The sequence below is a fragment of the Microbacterium sp. genome, from assembly GCF_031180975.1.
In the GTDB taxonomy this organism is placed as follows: domain Bacteria; phylum Actinomycetota; class Actinomycetes; order Actinomycetales; family Microbacteriaceae; genus Microbacterium.
On the sequence record NZ_JAPSLI010000004.1, the window covers coordinates 1 to 23,370 of the forward strand.

Annotated in this window: 24 protein-coding genes, 2 tRNA genes and 1 riboswitch; of the genes, 13 read left to right on the top strand and 13 right to left on the bottom strand. The window is 70.0% G+C overall.

Annotated features, from left to right (window positions below; genetic code table 11):
• Positions 1 to 403 precede the first annotated feature (403 nt).
• Positions 404 to 1,075: a TetR/AcrR family transcriptional regulator gene (locus RIF65_RS06495; protein ID WP_309065299.1), complete on the bottom strand. Its 672-nt coding sequence runs from the start codon at positions 1,073 to 1,075 to the stop codon at positions 404 to 406.
• A gap of 164 nt (positions 1,076 to 1,239) precedes the next feature.
• Here RIF65_RS06495 and RIF65_RS06500 point away from each other — a divergent pair, with 164 nt between their 5' ends.
• From RIF65_RS06500 to RIF65_RS06510, 3 genes are all read left to right on the top strand, one after another.
• A complete protein-coding gene (locus RIF65_RS06500; protein ID WP_309065300.1) occupies positions 1,240 to 2,283 on the top strand; it encodes an agmatine deiminase family protein in 1,044 nt (347 codons plus the stop codon).
• 11 nt (positions 2,284 to 2,294) lie between these two features.
• Complete coding sequence (locus tag RIF65_RS06505) at positions 2,295 to 4,022, top strand: amidase (RefSeq protein ID WP_309065301.1); 1,728 nt, start codon at positions 2,295 to 2,297, stop codon at positions 4,020 to 4,022.
• A gap of 87 nt (positions 4,023 to 4,109) precedes the next feature.
• Positions 4,110 to 5,294, top strand: a complete 1,185-nt coding sequence (locus RIF65_RS06510) for a MarP family serine protease (RefSeq protein ID WP_309065302.1) — start codon at positions 4,110 to 4,112, stop codon at positions 5,292 to 5,294.
• 114 nt (positions 5,295 to 5,408) lie between these two features.
• Here RIF65_RS06510 and RIF65_RS06515 read toward each other — a convergent pair.
• The 4 genes from RIF65_RS06515 to galU all read right to left on the bottom strand — a co-directional run bounded on the left by RIF65_RS06515 (position 5,409) and on the right by galU (position 7,994).
• Positions 5,409 to 5,481 (bottom strand) — tRNA-Ala (locus RIF65_RS06515).
• A 26-nt stretch (positions 5,482 to 5,507) separates the two neighbouring features.
• Positions 5,508 to 6,386: a hypothetical protein gene (locus RIF65_RS06520; RefSeq protein WP_309065303.1), complete on the bottom strand. Its 879-nt coding sequence runs from the start codon at positions 6,384 to 6,386 to the stop codon at positions 5,508 to 5,510.
• 85 nt (positions 6,387 to 6,471) lie between these two features.
• Complete coding sequence (locus RIF65_RS06525) at positions 6,472 to 7,107, bottom strand: GNAT family N-acetyltransferase (protein ID WP_309065304.1); 636 nt, start codon at positions 7,105 to 7,107, stop codon at positions 6,472 to 6,474.
• A gap of 14 nt (positions 7,108 to 7,121) precedes the next feature.
• A complete protein-coding gene (gene galU, locus RIF65_RS06530) occupies positions 7,122 to 7,994 on the bottom strand; it encodes a UTP--glucose-1-phosphate uridylyltransferase GalU (protein ID WP_309065517.1) in 873 nt (290 codons plus the stop codon).
• A 77-nt stretch (positions 7,995 to 8,071) separates the two neighbouring features.
• Here galU and RIF65_RS06535 point away from each other — a divergent pair, with 77 nt between their 5' ends.
• From RIF65_RS06535 to mscL, 3 genes are read left to right on the top strand one after another with little or no spacing between them, the layout of a single operon-like run.
• Entirely contained in the window at positions 8,072 to 8,668 is a 597-nt protein-coding gene (locus RIF65_RS06535) for a 5-formyltetrahydrofolate cyclo-ligase (protein ID WP_309065305.1), read from the top strand.
• A 17-nt stretch (positions 8,669 to 8,685) separates the two neighbouring features.
• On the top strand, positions 8,686 to 8,958 hold the full coding sequence (locus RIF65_RS06540; RefSeq protein WP_309065306.1) for an FmdB family zinc ribbon protein: 273 nt from the start codon (positions 8,686 to 8,688) through the stop codon (positions 8,956 to 8,958).
• A 25-nt stretch (positions 8,959 to 8,983) separates the two neighbouring features.
• Complete coding sequence (mscL, locus tag RIF65_RS06545) at positions 8,984 to 9,391, top strand: large conductance mechanosensitive channel protein MscL (RefSeq protein WP_309065307.1); 408 nt, start codon at positions 8,984 to 8,986, stop codon at positions 9,389 to 9,391.
• 274 nt (positions 9,392 to 9,665) lie between these two features.
• Here mscL and RIF65_RS06550 read toward each other — a convergent pair whose 3' ends face one another.
• The gene (locus RIF65_RS06550) at positions 9,666 to 13,322 is read right to left on the bottom strand and encodes an AAA family ATPase (RefSeq protein WP_309065308.1); all 3,657 of its coding nucleotides are present in this window, start codon (positions 13,320 to 13,322) and stop codon (positions 9,666 to 9,668) included.
• Between the two features lie 224 nt (positions 13,323 to 13,546).
• Between RIF65_RS06550 and RIF65_RS06555 the strand changes: the two genes are divergently transcribed.
• Complete coding sequence (locus RIF65_RS06555; protein ID WP_309065309.1) at positions 13,547 to 14,074, top strand: methylated-DNA--[protein]-cysteine S-methyltransferase; 528 nt, start codon at positions 13,547 to 13,549, stop codon at positions 14,072 to 14,074.
• Between the two features lie 67 nt (positions 14,075 to 14,141).
• Here RIF65_RS06555 and RIF65_RS06560 read toward each other — a convergent pair whose 3' ends face one another.
• Both RIF65_RS06560 and RIF65_RS06565 read right to left on the bottom strand, forming a co-directional pair.
• Positions 14,142 to 15,761 carry a solute symporter family protein gene (locus RIF65_RS06560; protein ID WP_309065310.1) on the bottom strand — a complete coding sequence of 540 codons (1,620 nt, stop codon included), beginning with the start codon at positions 15,759 to 15,761 and terminating at the stop codon, positions 14,142 to 14,144.
• Complete coding sequence (locus RIF65_RS06565; RefSeq protein WP_309065311.1) at positions 15,758 to 16,102, bottom strand: DUF485 domain-containing protein; 345 nt, start codon at positions 16,100 to 16,102, stop codon at positions 15,758 to 15,760. The genes RIF65_RS06560 and RIF65_RS06565 overlap by 4 nt, the downstream gene beginning before the upstream one ends.
• Before the next feature lie 121 nt (positions 16,103 to 16,223).
• Here RIF65_RS06565 and RIF65_RS06570 point away from each other — a divergent pair, with 121 nt between their 5' ends.
• The 4 genes from RIF65_RS06570 to RIF65_RS06585 all read left to right on the top strand — a co-directional run bounded on the left by RIF65_RS06570 (position 16,224) and on the right by RIF65_RS06585 (position 18,033).
• Positions 16,224 to 17,066 carry a LuxR C-terminal-related transcriptional regulator gene (locus RIF65_RS06570; RefSeq protein WP_309065312.1) on the top strand — a complete coding sequence of 281 codons (843 nt, stop codon included), beginning with the start codon at positions 16,224 to 16,226 and terminating at the stop codon, positions 17,064 to 17,066.
• A 27-nt stretch (positions 17,067 to 17,093) separates the two neighbouring features.
• Positions 17,094 to 17,161, top strand: a riboswitch (guanidine-III (ykkC-III) riboswitch).
• Positions 17,162 to 17,173: 12 nt separating this feature from the next.
• Positions 17,174 to 17,500 carry a DMT family transporter gene (locus RIF65_RS06575; RefSeq protein WP_309065313.1) on the top strand — a complete coding sequence of 109 codons (327 nt, stop codon included), beginning with the start codon at positions 17,174 to 17,176 and terminating at the stop codon, positions 17,498 to 17,500.
• A gap of 47 nt (positions 17,501 to 17,547) precedes the next feature.
• Positions 17,548 to 17,892 (top strand): histone-like nucleoid-structuring protein Lsr2, encoded by a 345-nt coding sequence (locus tag RIF65_RS06580; RefSeq protein WP_309065314.1) that lies wholly within the window; start codon positions 17,548 to 17,550, stop codon positions 17,890 to 17,892.
• Between the two features lie 67 nt (positions 17,893 to 17,959).
• Positions 17,960 to 18,033 (top strand) — tRNA-Arg (locus RIF65_RS06585).
• Positions 18,034 to 18,207: 174 nt separating this feature from the next.
• Here the strand turns inward: RIF65_RS06585 and RIF65_RS06590 are convergent.
• The 3 genes from RIF65_RS06590 to RIF65_RS06600 form a co-directional block, all read right to left on the bottom strand.
• Positions 18,208 to 18,705, bottom strand: coding sequence for an HNH endonuclease (locus RIF65_RS06590; RefSeq protein ID WP_309065315.1), 498 nt, complete (start codon positions 18,703 to 18,705; stop codon positions 18,208 to 18,210).
• A 308-nt stretch (positions 18,706 to 19,013) separates the two neighbouring features.
• Entirely contained in the window at positions 19,014 to 19,739 is a 726-nt protein-coding gene (locus RIF65_RS06595; protein ID WP_309065316.1) for a M23 family metallopeptidase, read from the bottom strand.
• Positions 19,740 to 20,086: 347 nt separating this feature from the next.
• Positions 20,087 to 20,791 (bottom strand): metal-dependent transcriptional regulator, encoded by a 705-nt coding sequence (locus tag RIF65_RS06600; protein WP_309065317.1) that lies wholly within the window; start codon positions 20,789 to 20,791, stop codon positions 20,087 to 20,089.
• A gap of 101 nt (positions 20,792 to 20,892) precedes the next feature.
• Between RIF65_RS06600 and serC the strand changes: the two genes are divergently transcribed.
• Positions 20,893 to 22,005 (top strand): phosphoserine transaminase, encoded by a 1,113-nt coding sequence (serC, locus tag RIF65_RS06605; RefSeq protein WP_309065318.1) that lies wholly within the window; start codon positions 20,893 to 20,895, stop codon positions 22,003 to 22,005.
• Positions 22,006 to 22,086: 81 nt separating this feature from the next.
• On the opposite strand, the gene RIF65_RS06610 is transcribed toward serC, so the two are convergent.
• Positions 22,087 to 22,626 (bottom strand): DUF3027 domain-containing protein, encoded by a 540-nt coding sequence (locus RIF65_RS06610; protein ID WP_309065319.1) that lies wholly within the window; start codon positions 22,624 to 22,626, stop codon positions 22,087 to 22,089.
• Entirely contained in the window at positions 22,610 to 22,990 is a 381-nt protein-coding gene (locus RIF65_RS06615) for a cold-shock protein (RefSeq protein WP_309065320.1), read from the bottom strand. Before RIF65_RS06615 ends, RIF65_RS06610 begins: the two co-directional genes overlap by 17 nt.
• A 102-nt stretch (positions 22,991 to 23,092) precedes the next feature.
• Here RIF65_RS06615 and RIF65_RS06620 point away from each other — a divergent pair, with 102 nt between their 5' ends.
• Complete coding sequence (locus tag RIF65_RS06620) at positions 23,093 to 23,368, top strand: multidrug ABC transporter ATPase (RefSeq protein WP_309065321.1); 276 nt, start codon at positions 23,093 to 23,095, stop codon at positions 23,366 to 23,368.
• Positions 23,369 to 23,370 lie beyond the last annotated feature (2 nt).

The following is a 23,370-nucleotide window of genomic DNA, read 5'->3' on the forward strand; positions in this document are numbered from 1 at the left end:
TCCAAAGACCGGACGAGGATAATTTGGCATTTGACAAGTGCACGCTGTTGAGTTCTCAAGGATCGGACGCACCCGAACACCCACCAACCAAGGCAGGACGCTCAGGGCAACTTCACAATCTTATCCGTCCCGGCCAGGCTGTCAAATCGACACGCCGTGAGGTGGGGATCGGATCCGCTGTCCCGCTCGCGGGGCAACTTCTCTATCCTAACCGTCTCGGCCCGTGTGTCAAATCGACGATTCCCGGGCGGGACTGTCACCTCCCAGACACGAGGTCTCTCATGCGGGATGAGGAGGGAGGTGTGGTCCGCTGCTTGAGGGGAGCTGGTGACCTTCCGGCCTCTCGCTCAACCCTTTGGGGCGAACAGGTAAAACATTACGCGGATCCCGCAGACCCGGCAAATCAGGGCGCACCGCCGGGCGTGTCGCCCTCTCCCGGGCCGGTGCGACCCGCGCGGGGCGCTGCCCGCCCGGCCTGCTTCAGGCGCGTGCGCAGCCCGTCGATGAGCATCGCGAGCGCCCACTCGAAGGCCTCTTCGCTGCGCGCGCGTCCCGCCGGCGCCGCGGCGACCGCCCTGCCGAGGTCCTCCACGCCATCCGCCGTTCCCCAGGCCGCCTCGGGGCCGGCCAGGTCCAGGCCGAAGCCCAGCCCGAGGGCGTCGATGGCCGTGAGCGCGACGAGCACCTGATCATCGGGGAAGCCGGCGGATGACAGCACATCGGCGATCCGGTCGTACCAGTCCAGCGTCCTCGGGTCGGCGACCGCCTTGCCCACGATGTACGGAACCAGGAACGGGTGCTCGCCGTACATCTGCCGCTGACGCCGCACGATCTCCCGCACCGCCCCCTCCCACGCCTCGGGAAGAGGGTCGACGGCGTACCGATCCATCAGCCGGCCCCGCATCAACTCGATGATCTCGTCCAGACCCGACACGTGGTGGTACAACGACGACGGGGTGACGCCGAGTGCGCGAGCCGTCGCGTTCACGCCGAACGGGCGGCCGGAGTCCGCCAGTTGCATGGCGGCATCCGCGATCAACTCCGCGGACAGCATCCTTCGCCTCGGTCGCGGCATCCGGCATCCCTCCTCTCGGCTTTCGCCTGTGCGTCGTCGTACGGCAGAATAACCGAACGGTATTCGGCGAGGAGCGTCGTGCAACGCAGCTCTCCCCCGAACCCCCTGTCATTACCATCGCTGTGAGCGCACCCGCGCATCCTGGCGAATCGAAGGAGATCACCATGGCCTGGCGCATGCCATCCGAGACCGCCCCTCACGAACGCACCTGGATGGCGTTCCCGGCCGAGGGTTTCACGCTCGGCGAGACAGACGCGGAGCGTGAGGAGGGGTACGCGACCTGGACTGCGGTCGCGCACGCCGTCGCCGAGTTCGAGCCCGTCACGATGCTGGTCGACCCGAGCGAGCTGACCCGCGCGCGTCGGATGCTGTCGGAGCAGATCGAGATCATCGAGGCACCCGTCGACGAATTCTGGATGCGCGATTCCGGCCCGACATTCGTGCTCGACGAGGAACGCCCGGGCGTGCTCGGCGCCGTGGACTGGGTGTTCAACGGTTGGGGCGCGCCCGCCTGGGCGCAATGGCGGAAGTCGGCCGAGCACGCCCGCATCATCGCCGCGCACACCGGTGCGGAGCTGGTCAGCTCGGCGCTCGTGAACGAGGGCGGCGGCATCCACGTCGACGGCGAAGGCACCGTGCTGCTCACCGAGACGGTGCAGCTCGATCCGCGACGCAACCCGTACCTGGACAAGGCACGGGTCGAAGCCGAGATGCTGCGCACCATCGGTGCGAGCAAGGCCGTGTGGCTGCCCCGCGGTCTCACCCGTGACTACGACGAGTTCGGCACCAACGGCCACGTCGACATCGTCGCGACCCTGGTCTCCCCCGGCCGGCTGCTGCTGCACGCGCAGAACGACCCGGAGCACCCCGACCACGCTGTCACGAACGACCTGCGCGCGCACCTCGCCGGTCAGACGGATGCCGCGGGCCGCTCCTTCGAGATCATCGACATCCCGGCCCCGTCCACGCTCCGTGACGAGGAGGGCTTCGTCGACTGGAGCTACGTCAACCACCTCGTCACGAACGCCGGCGTGGTGGCGTGCGGATTCGGCGACGAGAAGGCGGATGCCGAGGCGCGCGCGATCCTCGCCGACGTCTACCCCGGCCGTCGCGTGGTGACCGTCGACGCCCGCCCCCTGTTCGACCGCGGCGGCGGCATCCACTGCATCACCCAGCAGCAGCCCGTCGTCCCCACCGCCGCCCGCTGAGAGGACCGAGCATGTTCGACGTCTACGAACGATCCATCGCCGACCTGCGCCGCGCTCTCGAGAGCGGCGAGACCACCGCCGTCGAACTGGTCGAGGCCTACCTCGCCCGCATCGACGCGTACGACGCACCCGGGACCGAGACGGCGCTGAACGCCGTCGTGGTGCGCAATCCGGACGCGCGCGCCGAGGCTGAGGCGTCCGACGCCCGCCGTGCCCGCGGCGAGGTATTGGGGCCGCTGGACGGCATTCCGTACACCGCCAAGGACAGCTACCTGGTCAAGGGACTCACCGCCGCGTCAGGCAGCCCCGCCTTCAAGGACCTCGTGGCGCAGCGCGACGCGTTCACGATCGAGCGGCTGCGCGCCGGCGGGGCGATCTGCCTCGGCCTGACGAACATGCCCCCGATGGCGAACGGCGGAATGCAGCGCGGTGTGTACGGTCGGGCCGAGAGCCCGTACAACGCCGACTTCCTCACGGCTCCGTTCGCCTCGGGCTCGTCGAACGGCTCCGGCACGGCCACCGCCGCGAGCTTCGGCGCGTTCGGCCTGGGCGAGGAGACCTGGTCGAGCGGCCGCGGCCCGGCGACGAACAACGCGCTCTGCGCGTACACGCCGTCTCGGGGCGTCATCTCGGTGCGTGGCAACTGGCCGCTGGTGCCCACGATGGACGTCGTCGTGCCGCACACCCGCAGCATGGCGGACCTGCTGGAGGTGCTGGAGGTCGTCGTCGCGGACGACAGCGAGACCCGTGGCGACTTCTGGCGTGTGCAGCAGTGGGTGCCGATCCCGTGGTCCTCGGAGGTACGGCCGTCGTCGTACGTCGAGCTGGCGGTCGCCGACGCAGAGAAGGCCGCCGCTGTGCTGCGCGGCAAGCGCATCGGCATTCCGCGCATGTACATCAACGCCGACCCGGATGCCGGCACCGCGGAGAATCCCGGCATCGGCGGCCCGACGGGTCAGCGCATCGAGACGCGCCCGTCGGTGATCGACCGCTGGCAGGCGGCGCGGAAGGACCTGGAGGCGGCCGGCGCGGAGGTCGTCGAGGTCGACTTCCCGGTGGTGTCGAACTACGAGGGTGATCGCCCGGGAGCCCCGACCATCGCCACCCGGGGCCTGGTGACCCCGGAGTATCTCAAGCGGGAGATCGTGGACCTGTCCGCGTGGGGCTGGGAGGACTTCCTGCAGGCGAACGGCGACCCGGAGCTGCGCACCCTCGCCGACGTCGACGGAGCGACCATCTTCCCGCACCCCGAGGGCGCCCTGCCTGACCGCTACACCGGCTTCGACGACGACATCGCCGAGTATCCCGACTGGGTGCGCACGCACGCCGGCGCGGGACTGGACGACATGCCGGAGCTGGCCGACGGTCTGCGCGGACTCGAGGAGACCCGTCGCGTCGACCTGGAGCAGTGGATGGACGACCTCGGCCTGGACGCGGTCGTGTTCCCGGCCGTCGCCGACGTGGGCCCGGCCGACATGGACGTGAACGAGGCGTCCGCCGACCTGGGCTGGCGGAACGGCACGTGGATCGCGAACGGCAACCTCGCCATGCGGCACCTCGGGATTCCCAGCGTGACCGTGCCGATGGGTCTGCTGGAGGACATCCGGATGCCGATCGGGCTGACCTGGATCGGCCGCGCCTACGACGACGCGGCCCTGCTGCGCCTCGGCGCGGCGTTCGAGGCGATCGGCGCGCCGGGAACGCGCCGGACGCCGCCGCCGCGCACGCCGCGGCTCTGACCCGCCGCGGCGGGTGCGTGCACAGGGTCGCGACATATCCTGGCCGCACCCGCCGAGTCGTGCGGGGACGACAGCGAGGAGAGCCGGATGCCGCCCGTGACCGACATCGTGATCGTCGTCCTGCTGGTGGCGGCGCTGGTGGTGGGGTTGCGGACCGGACTGTTCGCCGCCCTGGGGATGCTGGTCGGGCTCGTCGCTGGCGGGCTGGCCGCCCCCTGGGTGCTGCCTCTTCTCGCCGGCCTGATCCCGGATGCCGGGTGGCGCGGCCCCGCCGTGATCGCAGGTGCCGTGCTGCTGCTGGCGGCAGGAGCGAGCGTAGGCGTTGCCCTCGGGGCGCTGCTGCGGCGCGGCGCCGATCGGCTCAGGCTGCGGGTGCTGGAGCGGCTGCTGGGCGGCATCCTGAGCCTGGTGGCGGGCGTGCTCGCGGTCTCCCTCGTCGGGGCGGGTGTCGTGTCCGCCGGCATCCCTGTGGTCTCCTCGGCGGTGGCGTCGTCCACGGTGCTGCGCACGATCGATCGGTTGACGCCGGACGTCCTCACCGACGCCATGGCGCGCCTGCATGCGGCCGTCCTCGGCGACACCGTGCTGCCCACGATCGACGGCCTCCTCGACGACGACGACCTCGCGGTCGCCCCCGACCCGGATGCCATCAGCACCGACGACCCGAGGCTGGCGAAGGCGGCGGAATCGGTGGCGCGGATCTCGGGCACCGCGCACGAATGTCAGGCGCAGCTGACCGGCAGCGGTTTCGTCGTCGCGGACGACCGCGTCGTGACGAACGCCCACGTCGTCGCGGGTGTCGGGACGCCGCGGGTGGAGGTTGCCGGTGAGCCGGCCCGGGACGGCCGCGTGGTGTACTTCGATCCCGTGGACGATCTCGCCGTGATCGCCGTGGACCTCGATGCGCAGCCGCTGCGCCTCGCCGCCGAACTGGCGCCCGGTGACGGCGGTGTCGTGCAGGGGTACCCGCACGGCGGACCGTTCCGCACTTCCCCCGCGGGCGTCGCGGCCACCGGACCCATGGTGGTGCCCGACATCTACGGCGAGTCCTCCGCGCAGCGCGCGGTGTACGCGTTGCAGGCGCGCATCGAGCCGGGCAATTCGGGCGGTCCACTGCTCACCCCGGCCGGCGAGGTCGCCGGCGTCGTGTTCGCCCGCGACGAGGTAAGGGAGGACGTCGGCTACGCGATGACGACGGCCGAGCTCGCGCCGGTCGTCGACGCGCTCGGTTCCGTCGGCGACGCGGTCTCCACGGGCCGCTGCGTGCACTGACATCCGCTGCCGGGCCGGCGAGCGCTGCCACGTGCTGAGCGCGTCCAGCTGAGCAGCTCGTTCCCCGGAACGAGTGAGGGCCCCGGCGTGCGCCGGGGCCCTCACTTCTGACGGTGGACCCAGGGGGATTCGAACCCCCGACCTTCTCATTGCGAACGAGACGCGCTACCAACTGCGCCATGGGCCCGTGGACTCAGCTAGATTACCATGCGCTCAGCCCGCCGCTCGTCGCGCGAGCAGCTCGCGGACGTGCGCTTCGATCTCCGCATCGTCGACGAAGCCCATGCGCGCGTAGGGCGACTCGATCTCCTCCGCGGCCTGCCGGGACGCCGCGGCGGGCAGCGACACCGGCGCGGGCGGAGCGAGCTCCTCGGCGCGGCGACGCAGTTCCTCCAGGCGCGCCGCTCGGCGGCGCTCCTCCTGCGCGTCGAGCTGCGCGCGAGCCGTCTGTGCACGCGAACCCGCCATCGACACCATGGGCTGCGGCAGCGGCCGTGGCGTCCACGACGCGGGTCCCTGGTCGTGCAGCGGCGGCGCGACGCGCTCCTCGCGCGGCTGCTCCACCGTCGCGGGCGCGGTGCGCTGTGCCGATCGGCGCGCGACCTTCGCCATCCTGGTCAGCACGGAGACGCCGAGCACAGTCAGCGGCGCGCCCGACGCGGCCAGCACCCACGCGCCGGTCGTCGCGAACTGCCACGCACCCACCGCCATGAGCGCCACGCCAATCACGGCCACGGTGGTCGCGGTGAACCGCACCTGCCGGCGGGCTCGCGCCTGTCGCACCAGCGGGTCGTTGCGGGTCGCGGCAAGTTCCTGCCGGAGCCGCTCGAGTTCCGCGTTCTCCCGCTCGGCCTGCACCCGCTTCGCCAGCCGCTGCTGCGCCAGAGCGGTACGGGCCGTGAGCTCGAGACGGACCTCGGCGGGCGTCTCGCTGGTCTCGGCGAGCACACGAAGGGCTTGATTGAGGCGGACCGCGTTGCGCTCCGCCGCGTAGTACTGGTGTCGGCCGCGCCAGCTGGGCAGCAGGTACAGCGCCCACAGCAGCACGGCGACGAGGACGATCACTCCCCCACTCAGCACCGGCCCATCCATAGCGTCAACGGTAAGGGACACGACCGGGACGCGCCCGCCGGTGGGGACGCGTGTCGCACATCCGCGGCGGCGGGAGCGACACCCGCTACGGCCGCTGCAGGTCCGCGGGCGGGATGTCGGCGGCATCCTGCGGGGCCCTCCCGCGCAACCACCGCTCGAGCACGCCCTCCGGGACGTCCTCCTTGATCAGTGCGAACGCGAAGTGGTCGCGCCAGTCCCCGTCGATGTGGATGTACCGTCGGCGCAGCCCCTCGTACCGGAAGCCGAGCTTCTGCACGACCCGCAGGCTCGCCTGGTTCTCGGGGCGGATGCAGATCTCCATCCGGTGCAGTCCGTACTGCTCGAACGCGGCGTCGGTGGCGAGCGCGACGGCGGTCGGGGTGATCCCCCGACCGGCGAAACGCTCGCTCACCCAGTAGCCGATCGTGGCTGAGCACAGCGAGCCGCGTGCGACGCCCCAGATGTTCAACTGCCCGGCGATCTCTCCGTCGTACTCCATGACGAACGGATAGCCGACGCCGTCGCGGTGCTGCTGCAGCAGGCGGCGGATGCTGACCTTCATGTCGAACGACGCCACGCCACCGGGGATGGTCGCCTCCCACGGTTGCAGCCACGCGCGGTTCGACAGCAGCTCCCGCTGCAGCGTGCGCGCGTCACGCGCACGCACGAGGCGCAGGCTCACCGGCCCGTGCTGCAGCGGTGCGGGGATCTCGAGCTGCATGGTCGTCGTGGGTGTCAGAGCCGCTCAGCGAATTCCTTGAGCCACGGGCGCAGGCCCGGTCCGAGGTCCTCACGGTCGGCGGCGAGCTGGACGATCGCCTTGATGTAGTCGACGCGATCGCCGGTGTCGTAGCGGCGTCCGCGGAACGTGACGCCGACGACGCCGGGCCCGTCGGGGTCGGCGGCCAGCTCCTGCAGCGCATCGGTGAGCTGGATCTCCCCGCCCTTGCCGGGCTCGGTGCGCTCGAGGATCTCGAACACCGACGAGGGCAGGACGTAGCGGCCGATCACGGCGAGGTTCGAGGGTGCGTCCTCGGCGGCCGGCTTCTCGACGAGTCCGGTGACCTTCACGACACCGTCGGTGTCGGTCGGTTCGACGGCGGCGGCGCCGTACATATGGATGTGCGCGGGGTCGACCTCCATCAGCGCGATGACGGCGGCGCCGGTGGCCTCGTGCGCGGCGATCATCTCGATCAGCAGCGAGTCGCGCTCATCGATCAGGTCGTCGCCGAGCAGCACCGCGAACGAGCTGTCGCCGACGTGCGTGCGAGCGCGCAGCACGGCGTGGCCGAGGCCCTTGGGCTCGCCCTGACGGACGAAGTGGATGTCGGCGAGATCGCTGGACTTCATGACGCGTTCGAGACGACCGTGGTCGCCCTTCTGCTGGAGCTTGACCTCCAGCTCGGGGACGGAGTCGAAGTGGTCCGAGATCGCGTTCTTGTTGCGGCCGATGATGACGAGGATGTCGTCGATGCCGGCGCTCACCGCTTCTTCGACCACGTACTGGATCGCGGGCTTGTCGACGACCGGAAGCATCTCCTTCGGCATCGCCTTCGTGGCCGGCAGGAACCGTGTGCCCAGTCCCGCCGCAGGGATGACCGCTTTCATCTTCTTCATGCGCCCAGCTTAGCCGCGGGCTCGACACCGCCCCGCGGCGCCAGGTTCGGTGCACCTATGATCGAGGGGTGCCGAGCGAACCGGAACAGCAGAAGCGGGCGCTGCGCGCCGAACTGCGGGAGCGGCGTCAGCTTCTCTCGGACGCCCAGCGCGAGGCGACGGCGGCGGGCGTCGCCTCGCAGCTGCGCGCGCTGGTCGAGTCGCTCGGGGCGCGCTCGGTCTCGTGCTTCCTGTCCACCACCACCGAACCGGGCACGCGGCAGTTCGTGAAGGATGCCGTCGCCGACGGCATCCGCGTGCTGCTGCCGATCACGCGCGCCGACGGCCTGCTCGACTGGGCGGTCGCCGACGACTCCGGCGAGGTCGCTGAAGGACTGTTCGGCCTGCCGGAGCCCGCGGGGGAACTGCTCGGCCCGATCGCGGTCGACGAAGTGGACCTGATGATCATCCCCGCCGCCGCCGTCGACCGTACCGGTACGCGGCTGGGGTGGGGACGCGGATACTTCGACAAGACCATCGGGTCGATGCAGCGGCGCCCACCGGTGTACGCCGTCATCTATGATTCCGAGGTACTCGATTCGCTGCCGCGCGAGGTGCACGACCAGCCGGTGGACGGCATCGTCACGCCCACCCGCACGATCGTGCTCGCACCCGCGCGGAACTGATACGGAGCCACATTCGCATGCCCACCTACGCCTACGCCTGCACTTCGTGCGACCACCGCTTCGATGCCGTGCAGAGCTTCACCGACGACGCCCTGACCCTCTGCCCCGAATGCGGCGGCGCCCTGCGCAAGCAGTACGGATCGATCGGAGTCACCTTCAACGGGTCCGGCTTCTATCGGACCGACTCCCGCGGGTCCTCTGGCACGGCGAAGAAGGATTCGGCATCATCGAAGGCGGATTCTTCGACGAGTGCCGCACCGGCGCCCGCGAAGTCCACGGCTTCGTCCTGAAGCCGCCGACAAAAAGGGGGAGCACATGCTCAAGGGGTTCAAAGAGTTCATCACGAAGGGCAACGTCATCGACCTCGCGGTCGCCGTCGTCATCGGCGGCGCGTTCACCGCGATCGTCAACGCCGTCGTGTCCAGCGTGATCAACCCGCTGGTCGCCCTGTTCTTCGAGGCGGACGCCACCGGCAAGTTCGGCCCGACCATCACGGGTATCTACGGCCAGGAGGTGACCTTCCCGCTCGGCGACCTGATCTCCGCGATCATCAGCTTCCTCGCCGTGGCCCTGGTGGTCTACTTCGTGTTCGTCGTGCCCATGAACAAGTACAAGGAGCGCCAGGCGGCGAAGAACCCTGCCGTCGAGGAGGAGACGCTTCCGACCGAGCAGGAGCTGCTGATCGAGATCCGCGACCAGCTGCGCCGCAACGCCGTGAACTGAACCTCGACCGGTTCCGGAACGCCCCGCTCCGCTCGCCGGTGGCGGGGCGTTCTGCTGTGCATCCGGCGAGGTGCCGCCCGGTCAGTAGTGCGGAGGGACCTCGCGCCGCATCCGTTCGTCGTTCGGGCCGCGGTCCGCGACAGGCGGGTCGGCGGGCTCGTCCAAGGACGGCGCGTCCGGCTCCGTGGAGGCGCCCGGGGCCGGTGTCAGGCGCGCACGCCGGGATCCGGGCACGCGCACGACCCGCTGGCGCTCGTCGCTGGCAATCGGTTCGTCACTCATCGATCTCGAGCGGCTGCGTGTCGTGCTCGACGGGCACTGCGTCCTCGCCGATACCGAGCACGGTCGCGATCCGCCGCGCCACCGCGGCCGGGTCGCTGTACAGATCGAAGGCGTGCACGCGCACGTAGTGCCAGCCGAGCCGGCGCAGCACCTGCGGGCGCAGCCGCAGGCTCTCGCGCAGCGACTCGCCGCGCGTCTCCGGGTCGGACTCGATGACGACGGCGCGACCGTCGTGCTGCGCCACGAGCGGGAGCAGCCCGCGGTAGTCGACGTCGACGGATGCTCCGAGCCGGCGCAGCTCGCGCGCGAGCGCCAGCGTCAACGGATCGGCGAGGTCCTCGAGACGCGCCTCGCGTCCACGCGCGGCGAGGCTGCTGAGGATGGACATCAGCGTCGACGCGCCGTGCGAGAGGCGGCCCTCGTCGAACGAGGACGGCCGGATGCACGACACGATCACCATCGCGCGCCGGGCCCGCGTCATGCCGACGGTGAGCAGCCGCTCACCGTCCTCCTGCGACAGGTCGCCGAAGTCGCTGAGCACGCGGCCGTGCTTGGTCAGACCGTAGCCGAGCGAGAAGATCACCCGGTCCCGGCTCTCGGCCACGGATTCCTCGAGGGTCAGCACAGCGAACGGCTCGGCGGTGTCGCGTCCCACGAACTCGGCGACGTCCGGCCGGCCCGCGAAAGCGGATGCCACGGCCGCACGAACCCGGGCGGCGTGGCGCCGGCTGGCCGTGATCACCATCAGCGATTCGGTCGGGCGGTGCACGGCGTGCTCGACGACCAGCGTGACGACGCGCGCGACTTCGGCATCCGGGCTCTCCACCGCACCCGTGACCGGGTCCGGGGCCCCCACGCCGCCTTCGACGTAGTCGACGGTCAGGCTGCCACGGCCGAGATAGGACCCGGCCCACGGCAGCGAGACGATCTCACCGCCGTAGAACGCGTCGTTGATGAGCTCGGCGAGGTCCTCGCCGCCCGCCCGGTAGCTGCGAGTGAGCGTCATCACGGGGAACAGCTCGGCGAGGCGCTCGAACACCGACACGTCGTCGAACGGCACCTCGGGCTCCCAATCAGGGGCCGGGTGCGTCGCGACCGTGAACGGGGTGGGGCGCTGCGTGACGGGGTCGCCGAAGGCGACGATCTGCCGGGCGCGGCGGATCGCCGGTGCGGTTTCGGCGAGGTTCACCGCCGCGGCGTCCACAAGCAGCACGGCGTCGAACTCGACCGCGTCGGGGATGTCGGGCACCTGGTACGGGGAGGCGATCCACACCGGCGCGAGCACGCGGGTCAGATCCGGTGCCGCGGCGACGATCTCGGCGGTCGTGGTCGCCGGGTGCTTGAGGGCTCGCCGCAGGTGGTCGGCCTGGGCCGGCTCATCGACGATCGCGATCTTCCACTGGCTGGCGAGGTTCCACGCCAGCAGCGGACCCGCCATCGCGGTGTGCGCCTCGTCGACCAGACGGAAGTCGCGCTCCAGACGATCCACCACCGACGTGTTGGCGCCCAGCAGCGAGCGGTCGTCCTGCAGCGCCCGTTCGAGCAGCGACTGCCACCAGGCGAACTCGAGCTCGTCGGCGACGCGCTCCTCCGGGACGTGCCGCACCGAGAGGTCGGCGAGCAGCGGCCGCAGACCCTGCGCGGTGAGGGTGTCGCGGATCCGGGTCCGCTCCACGAGGTTGTCGAAGACGGCGGAGCGCGCAGCAAGACCGGACAGAGTGCGCACCAGCCGCGCCACCGGCAGTGTCGCCAGCGGCTCGCGGCGTCCCAATGCGGCATCCAGCTGCGCCAGTTCGGCCGACACCCGCTGCCACGACGCGTGCACCTCGCCCAGCCCGAGCGGCACCTGCGGCGCCACGCCGGCGTCGACGTAGCGCTGCCACTGCGTGCGCTGCTGCTGAATGCGCAGCAACGCCTCGTGCATCTCCAGCACGTGGACACCCGGCCGGACGTACTCCTTGGCGAGACGCTTGAGCCGGCGTCGATTCGCTGACGACATGCCGGGCGCGTCGCGCCGCGACCCGTGCGCCAGGATGAGCTCGCCCAGCGGACGCTCGAAGACGGTGGGGCTGAAGCGGTCGAGGGAGTCGCGGATGCCGCGGAGCAGCTCCAGATACTCGCCCAGCTCGTCCACTGTGGCGAACGGCCGCATGCTGGTCTGCGCGATCAGTTCGTACCCGCGTTCCAGCAGCGCGGGCACCTCGGTGCTGTGCAGACGTTCGGCGAGCGCGTGAGCCTCGCGGGCGGCATCCGTGGATTCGAAGCTGACCCCGTACCAGGGCGAGTCGTCGGGGCCGAACCGGAACTCGCCCAGCCGCGCGGCGGTGGTGAGTGCCTCTGCGGCCGCACTGCGGTCGCCGGCGAGCTGCTCGAGAGTCTGCATCGACAGCCGCGCGCCGGTCGACGGCGGGACGGGCAGGGATGCCAGCCGCGCGAGCTGCCGGGTGGCGTCGAGCACCGACGCGCCGGTGCGGCCCACCGGTTCGCACAGCGCCCTGCGGTAGTCGCGCAGCACGGTGCGCAGCCGCACGAGCGCGTCGTCCACCTCGGTCGCCTTGGGCTGGATGGCCTTCTCGCTGCGCGCGATCGCGCGGATCAGGTCGCGGCGGGTGCTCGCCGGCGACACCGCCAGCCCGTCCAGGCCGATCCCGGCGAGGCGGTGGCGGACGCCGTCGAGCGTGGAGCGCCGGGCGGACACCACCAGCACCCTCTTGCCGGCGCGCACCAGGCCGCCGAGCGCGTTGATCACCGTCTGGGTGCCGCCGGTGCCGGGAAGCGTCGACACGACGAGGGAGTGACCGGCCGCGATGCGCGCGAGCACCTCCTCCTGCTCGGAGTCCGCGTCGAGCAGCAGGCTCTCGGATGCCGGCGCGCGCTCGTCGGGATCGGTGACGGCGGGCACCGGACGAGGAGCGGTCACCTGTTCGCGGTCGGCGACGTGACCGGCGAGGGCGTTCAGCACGGGGTGGTCGAGGTCGACCATGTCGCGCACCATCGCATCCGCGACGTCCGCGAACGTGGAGACCACGAGCCGGGGGTGCACGGCGAACGTGTCGATGTGGCGGGTGAGTGCGCGCAGCTGGTCGATCACGGGCTGCGGCTTGAACACGCCGCCGTCGTAAGCGAGCGCCGCCAGCCCGACCGGGTCGAGCGTGAGCCCGAAGTGATCGCGGGCGATCCGCACCAGCTCGGGGTTGACCTCGAAGGTGCCGTGCAGTTTCAGCTCGAAGTCGGAGTGGTGCCGTCGGATCGCGAGGGGACGCAGCAGGACGGGGGCGGCGAAGTCGGCGCCGCCGAGCCGCCAGCGCGCGATGCCGACCGAGAGGCGCACCGCGTCGATGCCGCGCACGGTGCGCAGCTCGGTGTTGCGGCTGGTGATGCGCTCGGCGGCGAGCCGCGCGGTGCGCAGCCCCACCTCGTCGCGGAACAGGTTGGACAGCAGGGTGGAGCGTCCGGTGATGAACTGCGGCAGGCTGCCCGGGTGCGCCTTGGAGATGTCGATACCCGCTTCGGGGACGTCTTCGAACGCGATCAGCGGTGACGGACCGCCGAGGTCGGCCGCTTGGGCGCGCAGCGTCGTGCGCTGCGCCTCGGCGGCATGCGCGATCTCGAAGCCGGACGAGGTGTCGCTGAGTTCACCGAGGTCCATCACGGCATCCTCTCCCGCTCCCCCGGCGTCCCTAGCCTGTCGTCGCCACACACGTAGAGCCTAGGCGCGCCAGCCGTGAGGAGCGGTATCCCCGGCCCGTTTCGCCGGGATCCGGCCGGGACCGATCCAGGATCGTCCTGCACATCTCGTCCTCTTCGGCGGGTTGTCCCCGGATGCCGGGATCGCCGCCCTCCCGCACCGGCGGCCGGGCCAGTATGGGAGGCATGCGATTCCGGTACGACTTCGCGCCCACCCCTTTCGGTGACGCGCTCGCGGTGTTCTCCGACGACGGACTGGTGGGCTTCGACCTGTCCGAGTCCGACGATCCGAACGTCCCCTGGCTCCTGGAGGGGGTGAGCCGGCGCCTGGGCGAGACCCCGGAGTACGCCCCCGGGGCGGCAGACGAGCTCGCGCACCTGCTCGCGGAGTACTTCGACGGCAAGCCGGTGCGTTTCGACACCGCGGTCCGTTTCGACTGGCGCCTGGTGGAGGGGTTCCATCGTGCCGCGCTGCAGGCGATCTGTGAGATCCCGTGGGGCGAGACCATGACCTACGGCGAGGTCGCGATCTCCGCTGGCAGCCCCGGCGCGGCGCGGGCGGTGGGAACCGCGTGCCGGCTCACGCCCCTGTCGGTCGTGGTCCCGGTGCACCGGGTGATCCGATCCGACGGCTCTCCCGGACACTACGGCGCGCATCCGGAGCGGAAGCGCTTCCTGCTCGCCCTCGAACGCGAAGCCGGTTCGAGGACGTGACGAGGGCGGACCCCGGCGTGTAGGCCGCCGGGGTCCGCCTGTCGAGAGTGGGCTGCGGCGCGGCCGGTCAGTGCTCCACGGCCTTCTCCGCCCCGAACCCGGTGAGCGAGCGCACGTCCATCTCGGCCGCCAGCGCGGGCGACTCGGGCGTCCGTGACGTGACCGTGCCGAGCCAGCCGAGCAGGAAGCCCAGCGGGATCGAGACGATTCCCGGGTTGTTGAGCGGGAAGAGCGCGAAGTCCACGTCGGGGAACATCGACTTCTCCCCACCCGAGATGACCGGCGAGAAGATGATCAGCACGATCGCGGTCGCGAGTCCGCCGTACATGCTCCACACCGCGCCCCGGGTGTTGAACCGACGCCAGAACAGCGAGTACAGGATCGTCGGCAGGTTCGCGGATGCCGCGACGGCGAACGCCAGCGCGACGAGGAACGCGATGTTCTGCCCCTGCGCGCCGATGCCGCCGACGATGGCGAGGATGCCGATCACGACCACTGTGCGGCGTGCGACGCGGACCTCTCCGTTGGGGTCGGCGGTGCCGGTGCCGTCCTTGCCGCGGCGGATGACGTTCGCGTAGATGTCGTGCGCGAACGAGGCCGCCGCCGTGATGGTCAGACCCGCGACGACCGCCAGGATCGTCGCGAACGCCACCGCGGAGATGAAGCCCATCAGGATCGGCCCGCCGAGCGCCTGGGCGAGCAGCGGTGCCGCCGAGTTCACACCGCCCGGCGCGCTCTCGATGACCTCCGGCCCCACCAGCGCCCCCGCGCCGTAGCCCAACACCAGCGTGAGCAGGTAGAACAGGCCGATCAACCAGATCGCCCAGACCACCGAGCGGCGCGCCTCCTTCGCGGTCGGCACCGTGTAGAAGCGCATCAGCACGTGCGGCAGCCCTGCCGTGCCGAGGACGAGGGCCATGCCGAGCGAGAGGAAGTCGAGCGGGTTCGCGCCGTACTGCAGCCCGGGGCCGAGGATCCGCTCGCCCACCGGGGACTTGTCGACCGCCGCCTCGAGCAGCGCGTTGAGGCTGAAGCCGTGCAGCGCGAGCACCCACAGCGTCATGGCGATGGCGCCGGCGATCAGCAGCACCGCCTTGACGATCTGCACCCAGGTCGTACCCTTCATGCCGCCGATCAGCACATAGAGGATCATCAGCACGCCGACGATCGCGATGACCAGCGACTGCCCGATCTCGTTGTCGATGCCCAGCAGCAGAGACACCAGGCCGCCGGCCCCCGACATCTGCGCGAGCAGGTAGAAGAAGCACACCGCGAGTGTCGTCAGGGCTGCGGCCATCCGCACCGGACGCTGCTGCAGGCGGAACGCCAGCACGTCTGCCATCGTGAACTTGCCGGTGTTGCGCATGAGCTCGGCCACCAGCAGCAGCGCGACCAGCCAGGCGACCAGGAATCCGATGGAGTAGAGGAATCCGTCGTAGCCGTTGAGCGCGATGGCGCCGCAGATGCCGAGGAAGGATGCCGCCGAGAGATAGTCCCCGGCGATCGCGAACCCGTTCTGGGGGCCGCTGAAAGAGCGCCCGGCGGCGTAATAGTCGGCAGCGGTCTTGTTGTTCCGGCTCGCGCGGATGACGATGAACAGCGTCACCGCGACGAAGGCTCCGAAGATGGAGATGTTGAGGACGGGGTTGTTGTCCGCCGAGCTGACGGCTGCGGGCAGGAAGTTCACGAGGACGCCTCCGCCCGCTCGAGTTCGCGACGAATCTCGGTCGCGGCCGGATCGAGTCGCCTATTGGCGAACGACACATATGCCATCGTGATGGCGAATGTGGTCACGAACTGCCCCAGTCCGAACAGCAGTCCGACGGTGATGTCTCCCCACACCTTCTGACTCATGAATTCCGTCGCGAATGCCGCGAGCAGCACGTACGCGAAGTACCAGAGAAGGAAGAAGGCGGCCAGCGGGAAGATGAACGATCGCTGCATCCGCTTCAGGTTCTGAAATCCCTGTGATTCCTCGACGGCGACGTAGTCGATGCCGCCGGGATCACCGTTGATCCGCTCTGTCATGAGGCCTCCTTGCCGCATGTCCGGTGGTCGCACGGCGTGCGCCGCGCGGTGATAGGGTCGACGCTACGAAGGGGCGGACGGCGGCGTCACCCCCGAAAGTTGGTATTCGTTGCCCAGCCAGATGCAGACGGAATCCGAGGACCAGCTCGTCGCAGAAGCGGTGCGCGAGCTGTCTCGACGCACGCATTTCCCGGTCGCCTTCGGCGGGCTGTTCGAGGGCGGCGTGGTGTCGGTCACGTCGATCGTCGGCAACCGCACCCGCCGGCTGGACGGCCTGCGTGTGCGGCCGGAACGCGGCCTCGGCGGACGCGCGATGATCGAGTTGCGACCGCGGATGACGGCCGACTACGGCACCTCTCAGCAGATCACCCACGACTACGACACCTTCGTGCTGGGCGAAGGGCTTCGGACGCTGCTCGCCATCCCCGTGGTCGTCGAGGGACGGCCCCGGGGTGTGCTGTACGCGGGCGCGTGGGCGGAGTCGCCGGTCGGCGGCGTGACCACGGCACCGGCGATGAGCGTCGCTCAGAACCTCGCCAACGAGTTGCGCATCCGCGATGAGGTGGAGCGGCGGCTGCGCGCCGCGGCGCCGGAGCAGACCCTCCCCGCCGCACAGCGCGAGGAGTTGAGGGAGAGTTTCGCGGAGCTGCGCAGCATCGCGGCGAGCGTCGCCGATCAGGACCTCCGCGCCCGGCTGGCGAGTGTGGAGCGCCGGCTGCTGGGCCTCGCCGGCGAGCCGGCGCCCGCGGCGACGGCTCCGGTGGGCACGGTGCGGCTGTCGCCCCGCGAGACGGACGTCCTGGCCTGCGCAGCGATGGGCGCGACGAACGCCGAGATCGCCGCGCAACTGGGACTGCGGGAGGGAACCGTCAAGGCGTATCTGGGATCCGCCATGTCGAAACTCGACGCCTCCACCCGCCACGCTGCGGTCGCGCGGGCGCGTCGTGCCGGCCTGCTGCCGTGACCCGCTGAAGGCGCGGGGGTAATCTGGGACGCGGTCGCGGACACCGACCCCGGACGAGGCAGGCCAGTACCCGGACAGCGACAAGACTGGTCCGAAAGGACATGCACATGTCGTGGATCGTTCTCATCGTCTCCGGCATCCTCGAGGCGGTCTGGGCGACAGCGCTGGGGAAATCCGACGGCCTGTCCAAGCTGTGGCCGTCGGTGATCTTCTTCGCCGGTCTGATTCTTTCGATGCTGGGTCTCGCCTGGGCGATGCGGGACATTCCGACCGGTACCGCCTATGCCGTGTGGGTCGGAATCGGTGCATCTCTCACCGTCGTCTGGGCGATGATCACCGGCGATATGGAGATCTCGTGGCTGCGTATTCTGCTGCTGATGGGGCTCGTCGGATGCATCGTGGGTTTGAAGCTCATCGACCCGGGTCACGAATGAATGGAATTCGATTGCGAATGCAGGGAGTCGTGAAATAGGTTTATTCCATGGCCCGACGTATTGTGCATCAGCTGGTTGACGACCTCGATGGATCCCTTCTCGAAAGCGGCGAAGGCGAGACCGTGCATTTCTCGCTCAACGGCGCGGCGTACGAGATCGATCTGAACAACGAGCACGCGGAGGAATTGCGCGCGGCGCTCGCTCCTTACATCAAGGCCGGACGGCGGGCGACCACCGCCGGCGGCGGACGAACCCCCTCTTCGGCCCGCCGCGGTTCGCGCAACTCCGACACGGCGGCGATCCGCGAATGGGCGAAGTCGAACGGCTACAAGGTGTCCGAGCGCGGCCGCGTCCCCGCCGACGTGGTGTCCGCGTACCGCGAAGCGAACTGACCGGACATGAGGCGCCGGCCGCAGCAGCGGCCGGCGCCTCACGGGTGTCCGGATAGACTTGTCGCGCGCCTTCGTAGCTCAGTCGGATAGAGCAGCCCTCTCCTAAAGGGCAGGTCGCAGGTTCGAATCCTGTCGAGGGCACGATGAAGGAGGAGCCGCCCGAGGGCGGCTCCTCCTTCGTCTACACCCGTCGACAATGGGCCCCATCGGCCGGGGGCTCAACGCGCCGCCCCTTCTCCCAACCGCAACCCGCCCGTCCGGCTGCGGCGCGTGGAGTGGCCGATGGGGATTCGAGGGCACGATGAAGGAGGCGACTCACGCCGCCAGTGCGAGATACGGCTCCCATCGCGGGTCGCTGCGCTCCGCGCCGCGGACGGTCCAGGCGGTGCCGTGTGGAGGACGCGGGGTGATGCGCAACCGCCATCCCATCTCCTGCGGAGTGCGGTCGCTCTTGAGATTGTTGCAGCGCAGGCAGCACGCGACCAGGTTCTCCCAGGTGTCCGCTCCGCCGCGAGACCGGGGCAGGATGTGATCGATCGTCGCGGCCGCCTTGCCGCAGTAGCCGCAACGGTGGTCGTCGCGGCGCAGCACGCCCCGGCGCGTGACCGGCAGGCGCCGTGCCGCGGGCAGCCGCACGTATCTGGTCAGGATGATGACGACCGGGCGCTCGTAGGCGTCGCTCCCCGCCCAGACCGGGTCGTCCTCGACGTGCTCGATGACGTTCGCCTTCTCGTTCATGACCAGAACCATGGCTCTCTTGAACGAGACCACCGTGAGGGGTTCGTATCCGGCGTTCAGGACCAGTGTGCGCATCGTCGTCATCCTCTCGATCCGGCCGGGATGGCTTCCCGGCTCTCTCGACTCACACGACGCCGCGCGGAGGCAGACGCACGCAGGTATGAAAGAAGGCGCCGCCTAAAGACAGCGCCTTCCACGCTCGGCCGCACCGAGGCATCCCTGCGGGCGATGCCTGAGGACCAGACGACCGAGTGCATCCATGGTGCGGATGCTCGGTATCGGTTCCATCGGCTTCTCCCGTCCGTACGACGACGCGTTCAGGCTAACCCATCGGGTTGCACAGCGCGAGGCGCGGGAGTGAACGACCGGTGTCGTGTCGCGGTTCAGCCTGCGTTGGCGCGCAGCCAGCTGATCGGCTCCACGAGCGACCCGTTGACCTTGACCTCGTAATGCAGGTGCGCACCGTAGGAACGACCGGTGTTGCCGACCTTGCCGATGAACTGGCCGGCCTGCACCACCTGTCCGGACTGCACCGCGCGCGAGCCGTTGATCATGTGGCCGTACAGCGTAGACACCCGCTGGCCGCCGACTACGTGATCGATGATGATGGCGACGCCGTAGCCGAAGTAGCTCTCGCTGGACGTGCGCACCACGCCACTCGCTGTGGCGAAGATCGGGGTTCCGGCCGGGGCGACCATGTCCGCACCGTTGTGGCCGCTGCCGAGCGTGCGGCTGACGTAGTAGGAGCCCTGGGGCAGCGGGTAGCGGACGGCGCCCGAGCCGGATGCCGCCAGGCGGAGGTCAGCGTCGCTCGGGCCGCTGCCGCTGCGGGTCGCTGCGGCGACGCGGGCGGCCGCTGCGGCGCGCGCCTTCGCGGCGGCCTCTGCCTTCTTCTTCGCGATCTCCTCGGGCGTGGTCGCCGAGTAGCTGCCACGAGCCATGGGGGCGGCGGTCGCCTCGGAGGCGACGACGAGGGACTGCGCCTCGTCGACAGCCATCTGCTGCAGCGTGGTGGCCTCGGCAGCCGACGGCTTGCTGACCGCGTACGCCGGGAGCGCGACTGCGGCGACCAGCGCACCGACTGCGGCGAAGATCGCCACGGTCCGCATGGGCTTCACGCTCGAGCGCTTGGAGGTCCGGCGGATGCCTCGCTTGCGCGGGGACTTCGTGTGTTCAGCTGTCTCGGTCGTGTCGATCTCTGCGGCCAAAAGGGAGTCCTCCTGCGCCTCGGCACTCTCGGGTGAGCGCTGGCTCGTCAGCGATGTCGGTTTCTCGGGCGCGCCCCCAGCGGGCACTTGCGAACTTTCGCGAAGACGACGAGCCAGGGAGGCAATCTTCGCGTCGCATCCTCAGCGGGCTTCTTCGCCGAGGACCCGTCCGACGTTACCGGAATATAACGATTCTGTCACCCTGCGAACCTGGCAATTCCCCGGACGCACGAACAAAGCGAAGCTGATCAGGCGTTCTCTCCGACGAGGAAGATGTGGGACGCGAGTTCGACGGGCAACTCGAGTCCTTCCTCGCTGCCCTCCATGTTGATCAGGACGTAACCCTCGTTGTAGCGGTAGTCGCCGCGGGCCCCTGGCACGACGCCGGCCTCACGCAGCTGCTGCAACAGTTCCGGGTCCACCTGCGCCGGCTCGGCGAGGCGCCGCACCGTACCCTCGATGGGCTGCCCGTCCGCGGCGTTCAGCTTCTGGACCAGGCCGATCACCCCTTCGTCGAACGTGCGCGCCGGCAGATCGCCGAGCTGATCAAGTCCGGGGATGGGGTTGCCGTACGGCGACTCCGTCGGGTGCCCGAGCAGCTCCACGAGGCGGCGCTCGACCTGCTCGCTCATGACGTGCTCCCAGCGGCACGCCTCCTCGTGCACGTACGCCCAGTCCAGCCCGATGACATCCGACAGCAGCCGCTCGGCGAGCCGGTGCTTGCGCATCACGTCGACCGCTTTGCGGCGCCCGGCATCCGTCAGCTCCAGGCGGCGGTCCTCGGAGACGACGACGAGACCGTCGCGCTCCATGCGTCCGACGGTCTGCGACACGGTCGGGCCGGAGTGCCCCAGCCGCTCCGAGATGCGCGCGCGCAACGGCACGATGTTCTCCTCCTCGAGTTCGAGGATGGTGCGCAGATACATCTCGGTGGTGTCGATCAGATCGGTCATTCAGGCCCTCCGCAGGTCGTTAGGCAAGCCTACCTTCCTGGCGATGCACGGGGTGTGTCATTGGGCACGGCGGCGACCGGCGCGCACCCTAGAATCGACCCATGGAGATCGAGATCCCCCGTGAACTCCTGCCCGTCGACGGACGCTTCGGCTGCGGTCCCTCCAAAGTGCGCCCGGCGCAGATCGAGGCGCTCGCCGCGGTCGGCTCGAGCCTGCTGGGCACGTCTCATCGCCAGGCTCCCGTGAAGAACCTCGTCGGGAGCGTTCGCGAGCGGCTGGCCCAGCTGTTCCGCCTCCCCGACGGCTACGAGATCCTGCTGGGCAACGGCGGTTCCACCGCCTTCTGGGATGCCGCCGCGTTCGGTCTCATCGAGCGGCGCAGCCAGAACCTCGTGTTCGGTGAGTTCGGCGGCAAGTTCGCCACCGCCGCCGCCGCCCCGTGGCTCGAGGCGCCGGATGTCCGCAAGGCGGAGCCGGGGTCCCGCACGGACGCCGAGGTCGTCGACGGGGTGGACGTCTACGCCTGGCCGCACAACGAGACCTCCACGGGTGTCTCCTCCCCGGTCTCTCGTGTGGATGCTGACGGCGCCCTGACCGTCATCGACGCCACCAGCGCCGCGGGCGGGATCGACTTCGACATCACGCAGGCCGACCTCTACTACTTCGCACCGCAGAAGAACCTCGGCTCCGACGGCGGTCTGTGGTTCGCGGCCGCTTCTCCCGCCGCGATCGAGCGGATCGAGCGGATCGCCGCGTCCGACCGGTACATCCCGGAGTTCCTGAGCCTGAAGAACGCCGTCGACAACTCCCGGCTCAACCAGACCCTGAACACGCCCGCGCTGACCACGCTGCACCTGCTCGACACCCAGCTCGGCTGGATGCTGGACAACGGCGGCCTGGAATGGGCGGCCGGCAGGACGGCGGAGTCCTCCGGTCTGCTGTACGACTGGGCCGAGGCATCGAAGGTGGCCACGCCGTTCGTCGCAGAGGCCGCCCACCGCTCGCCCGTGGTCGTGACGATCGACTTCGACGAGCGAGTGGATGCCGCCGCACTGGCGAAGGAGTTGCGTGCCAACGGCATCGTCGACACCGAGCCCTACCGGAAGCTCGGTCGCAACCAGCTGCGGATCGCGACGTTCGTGTCGATCGAGCCCGACGACGTGCGCCGGCTCATCCAGTCGATCGACTACGTGCTCGAGCGCACCGCCGGCTGACGGACGCGGAGCCTGTCGGAGTATCCCGTCGCTTCGACAGGCTCAGCGACCCAAAGGGAGCGACAGAGCTGACCGGATGACCTACTCCTCTTCGGAGGTGTCTCCGTCGGAGTCGTCGTGCGACGACTCGTCCAGTTCGTCGATGTCCACGCCGTCCAGGTCGCCGGCGTGCAGCAGGTCGGGCTCGCCGTCCTCGTCGTCGTCGACATCGAGCTCGTCGACGTCGAGTTCGTCGGCGTCGAGCTCGTCAACGGCCACGTCATCGGCACCCTCGGCGCCCTCCGCGGCGGACTGCTCCGCGAGTTCGGCCTGGTGCGCGCGGTACTCGGCCAGACGCTCCACCCACGGCACCCACTCCGGCGCGAGCAACGCGCCGTCGCCAGGCATGAGCTCCGCTTCGAGCACGGTGGGCTCGGCGTCGTCGACCTGGGCGACGGTGACGGTCCAGAACCAGCCCGGGTAGCCGGGCAGCCGGTTCTGGAAGCGCAGCGAGACGGCCCCGCTGTCCTCCACCACGTGGCCCGCGAACGGACCGACCGTGGTCGCGGGCGTGATCTCGTGCAGCGCGGCGAGCGCGAGCTCGCGCGTGGCCTCGGCGAGTTCCTCAGGCGTCGAGGTCATCAGCCACCTTGCGCAGCACCGCCGCGACCTTGCGGCCGTGGCTCGACGAGGGGTAACGGCCGCGGCGCAGATCGCCGCCGATATCGTCGAGGAGCTTCACCAGGTCTTCGACGATGATCGCCATGTCGTCGGCGGGCTTGCGCTGCGCCTTGGCGAGGCTGGGCGGCGCATCCAGCACGCGCACGGACAACGCCTGCGGTCCGCGGCGGCCGTCGGCCAGCCCGAACTCCACGCGGGTGTTCTTCTTGACCGTCGCGCCTGCAGGAAGGGCAGAGGCGTGCAGGAAGACATCCTGGCCGTCATCGGACGCGATGAAGCCGAACCCCTTCTCGTCGTCGTAGAACCTGACCTTGCCGGTGGGCATGGGAGAACCTCGCTGTGAACCGTATGGAAAAGCGTCGCGCGGCGGCGCGACCCTTCCAGCCTACCGGTCTCGACCGTGCCGGCAGACGATACGCTGAGACGGATGAGCACTGAACCGAACCGTCCCGATGCCCCCGTGCGCTCGATCGACAGGTTCCTCGCGTACACGGCGCTGGCGCTGGCCGCGGCATCCGTGCTGTGCTTCTTCGCGATCATCATCGGCACCGCTGCCGGCATGGACCAGAAGTCGTTCGGTGTCGGGGTGTGGCCGTTCGTGGCCGCCCTGCCCATGTTCGGACTGCCCCTCGCCTTCCTGATGATCATCACCCTGCTGGTCATGAGCTTCACGCGCAAGGGACGCGCGGCCAGGCGGTCCTGACC

Bases quoted from the DNA above. Each gene is read 5' to 3' on its own strand.
- RIF65_RS06495 (WP_309065299.1), bottom strand. From the start codon at position 1,075: ATGCCGCGACCGAGGCGAAGGATGCTGTCCGCGGAGTTGATCGCGGAT.
- RIF65_RS06500 (WP_309065300.1), top strand. From the start codon at position 1,240: ATGGCCTGGCGCATGCCATCCGAGACCGCCCCTCACGAACGCACCTGG.
- RIF65_RS06505 (WP_309065301.1), top strand. From the start codon at position 2,295: ATGTTCGACGTCTACGAACGATCCATCGCCGACCTGCGCCGCGCTCTC.
- RIF65_RS06510 (WP_309065302.1), top strand. From the start codon at position 4,110: ATGCCGCCCGTGACCGACATCGTGATCGTCGTCCTGCTGGTGGCGGCG.
- RIF65_RS06520 (WP_309065303.1), bottom strand. From the start codon at position 6,386: ATGGATGGGCCGGTGCTGAGTGGGGGAGTGATCGTCCTCGTCGCCGTG.
- RIF65_RS06525 (WP_309065304.1), bottom strand. From the start codon at position 7,107: ATGCAGCTCGAGATCCCCGCACCGCTGCAGCACGGGCCGGTGAGCCTG.
- galU (WP_309065517.1), bottom strand. From the start codon at position 7,994: ATGAAAGCGGTCATCCCTGCGGCGGGACTGGGCACACGGTTCCTGCCG.
- RIF65_RS06540 (WP_309065306.1), top strand. From the start codon at position 8,686: ATGCCCACCTACGCCTACGCCTGCACTTCGTGCGACCACCGCTTCGAT.
- mscL (WP_309065307.1), top strand. From the start codon at position 8,984: ATGCTCAAGGGGTTCAAAGAGTTCATCACGAAGGGCAACGTCATCGAC.
- RIF65_RS06550 (WP_309065308.1), bottom strand. From the start codon at position 13,322: ATGGACCTCGGTGAACTCAGCGACACCTCGTCCGGCTTCGAGATCGCG.
- RIF65_RS06555 (WP_309065309.1), top strand. From the start codon at position 13,547: ATGCGATTCCGGTACGACTTCGCGCCCACCCCTTTCGGTGACGCGCTC.
- RIF65_RS06565 (WP_309065311.1), bottom strand. From the start codon at position 16,102: ATGACAGAGCGGATCAACGGTGATCCCGGCGGCATCGACTACGTCGCC.
- RIF65_RS06570 (WP_309065312.1), top strand. From the start codon at position 16,224: ATGCAGACGGAATCCGAGGACCAGCTCGTCGCAGAAGCGGTGCGCGAG.
- RIF65_RS06575 (WP_309065313.1), top strand. From the start codon at position 17,174: ATGTCGTGGATCGTTCTCATCGTCTCCGGCATCCTCGAGGCGGTCTGG.
- RIF65_RS06580 (WP_309065314.1), top strand. From the start codon at position 17,548: ATGGCCCGACGTATTGTGCATCAGCTGGTTGACGACCTCGATGGATCC.
- RIF65_RS06590 (WP_309065315.1), bottom strand. From the start codon at position 18,705: ATGCGCACACTGGTCCTGAACGCCGGATACGAACCCCTCACGGTGGTC.
- RIF65_RS06595 (WP_309065316.1), bottom strand. From the start codon at position 19,739: ATGCGGACCGTGGCGATCTTCGCCGCAGTCGGTGCGCTGGTCGCCGCA.
- RIF65_RS06600 (WP_309065317.1), bottom strand. From the start codon at position 20,791: ATGACCGATCTGATCGACACCACCGAGATGTATCTGCGCACCATCCTC.
- serC (WP_309065318.1), top strand. From the start codon at position 20,893: ATGGAGATCGAGATCCCCCGTGAACTCCTGCCCGTCGACGGACGCTTC.
- RIF65_RS06610 (WP_309065319.1), bottom strand. From the start codon at position 22,626: ATGACCTCGACGCCTGAGGAACTCGCCGAGGCCACGCGCGAGCTCGCG.
- RIF65_RS06615 (WP_309065320.1), bottom strand. From the start codon at position 22,990: ATGCCCACCGGCAAGGTCAGGTTCTACGACGACGAGAAGGGGTTCGGC.
- RIF65_RS06620 (WP_309065321.1), top strand. From the start codon at position 23,093: ATGAGCACTGAACCGAACCGTCCCGATGCCCCCGTGCGCTCGATCGAC.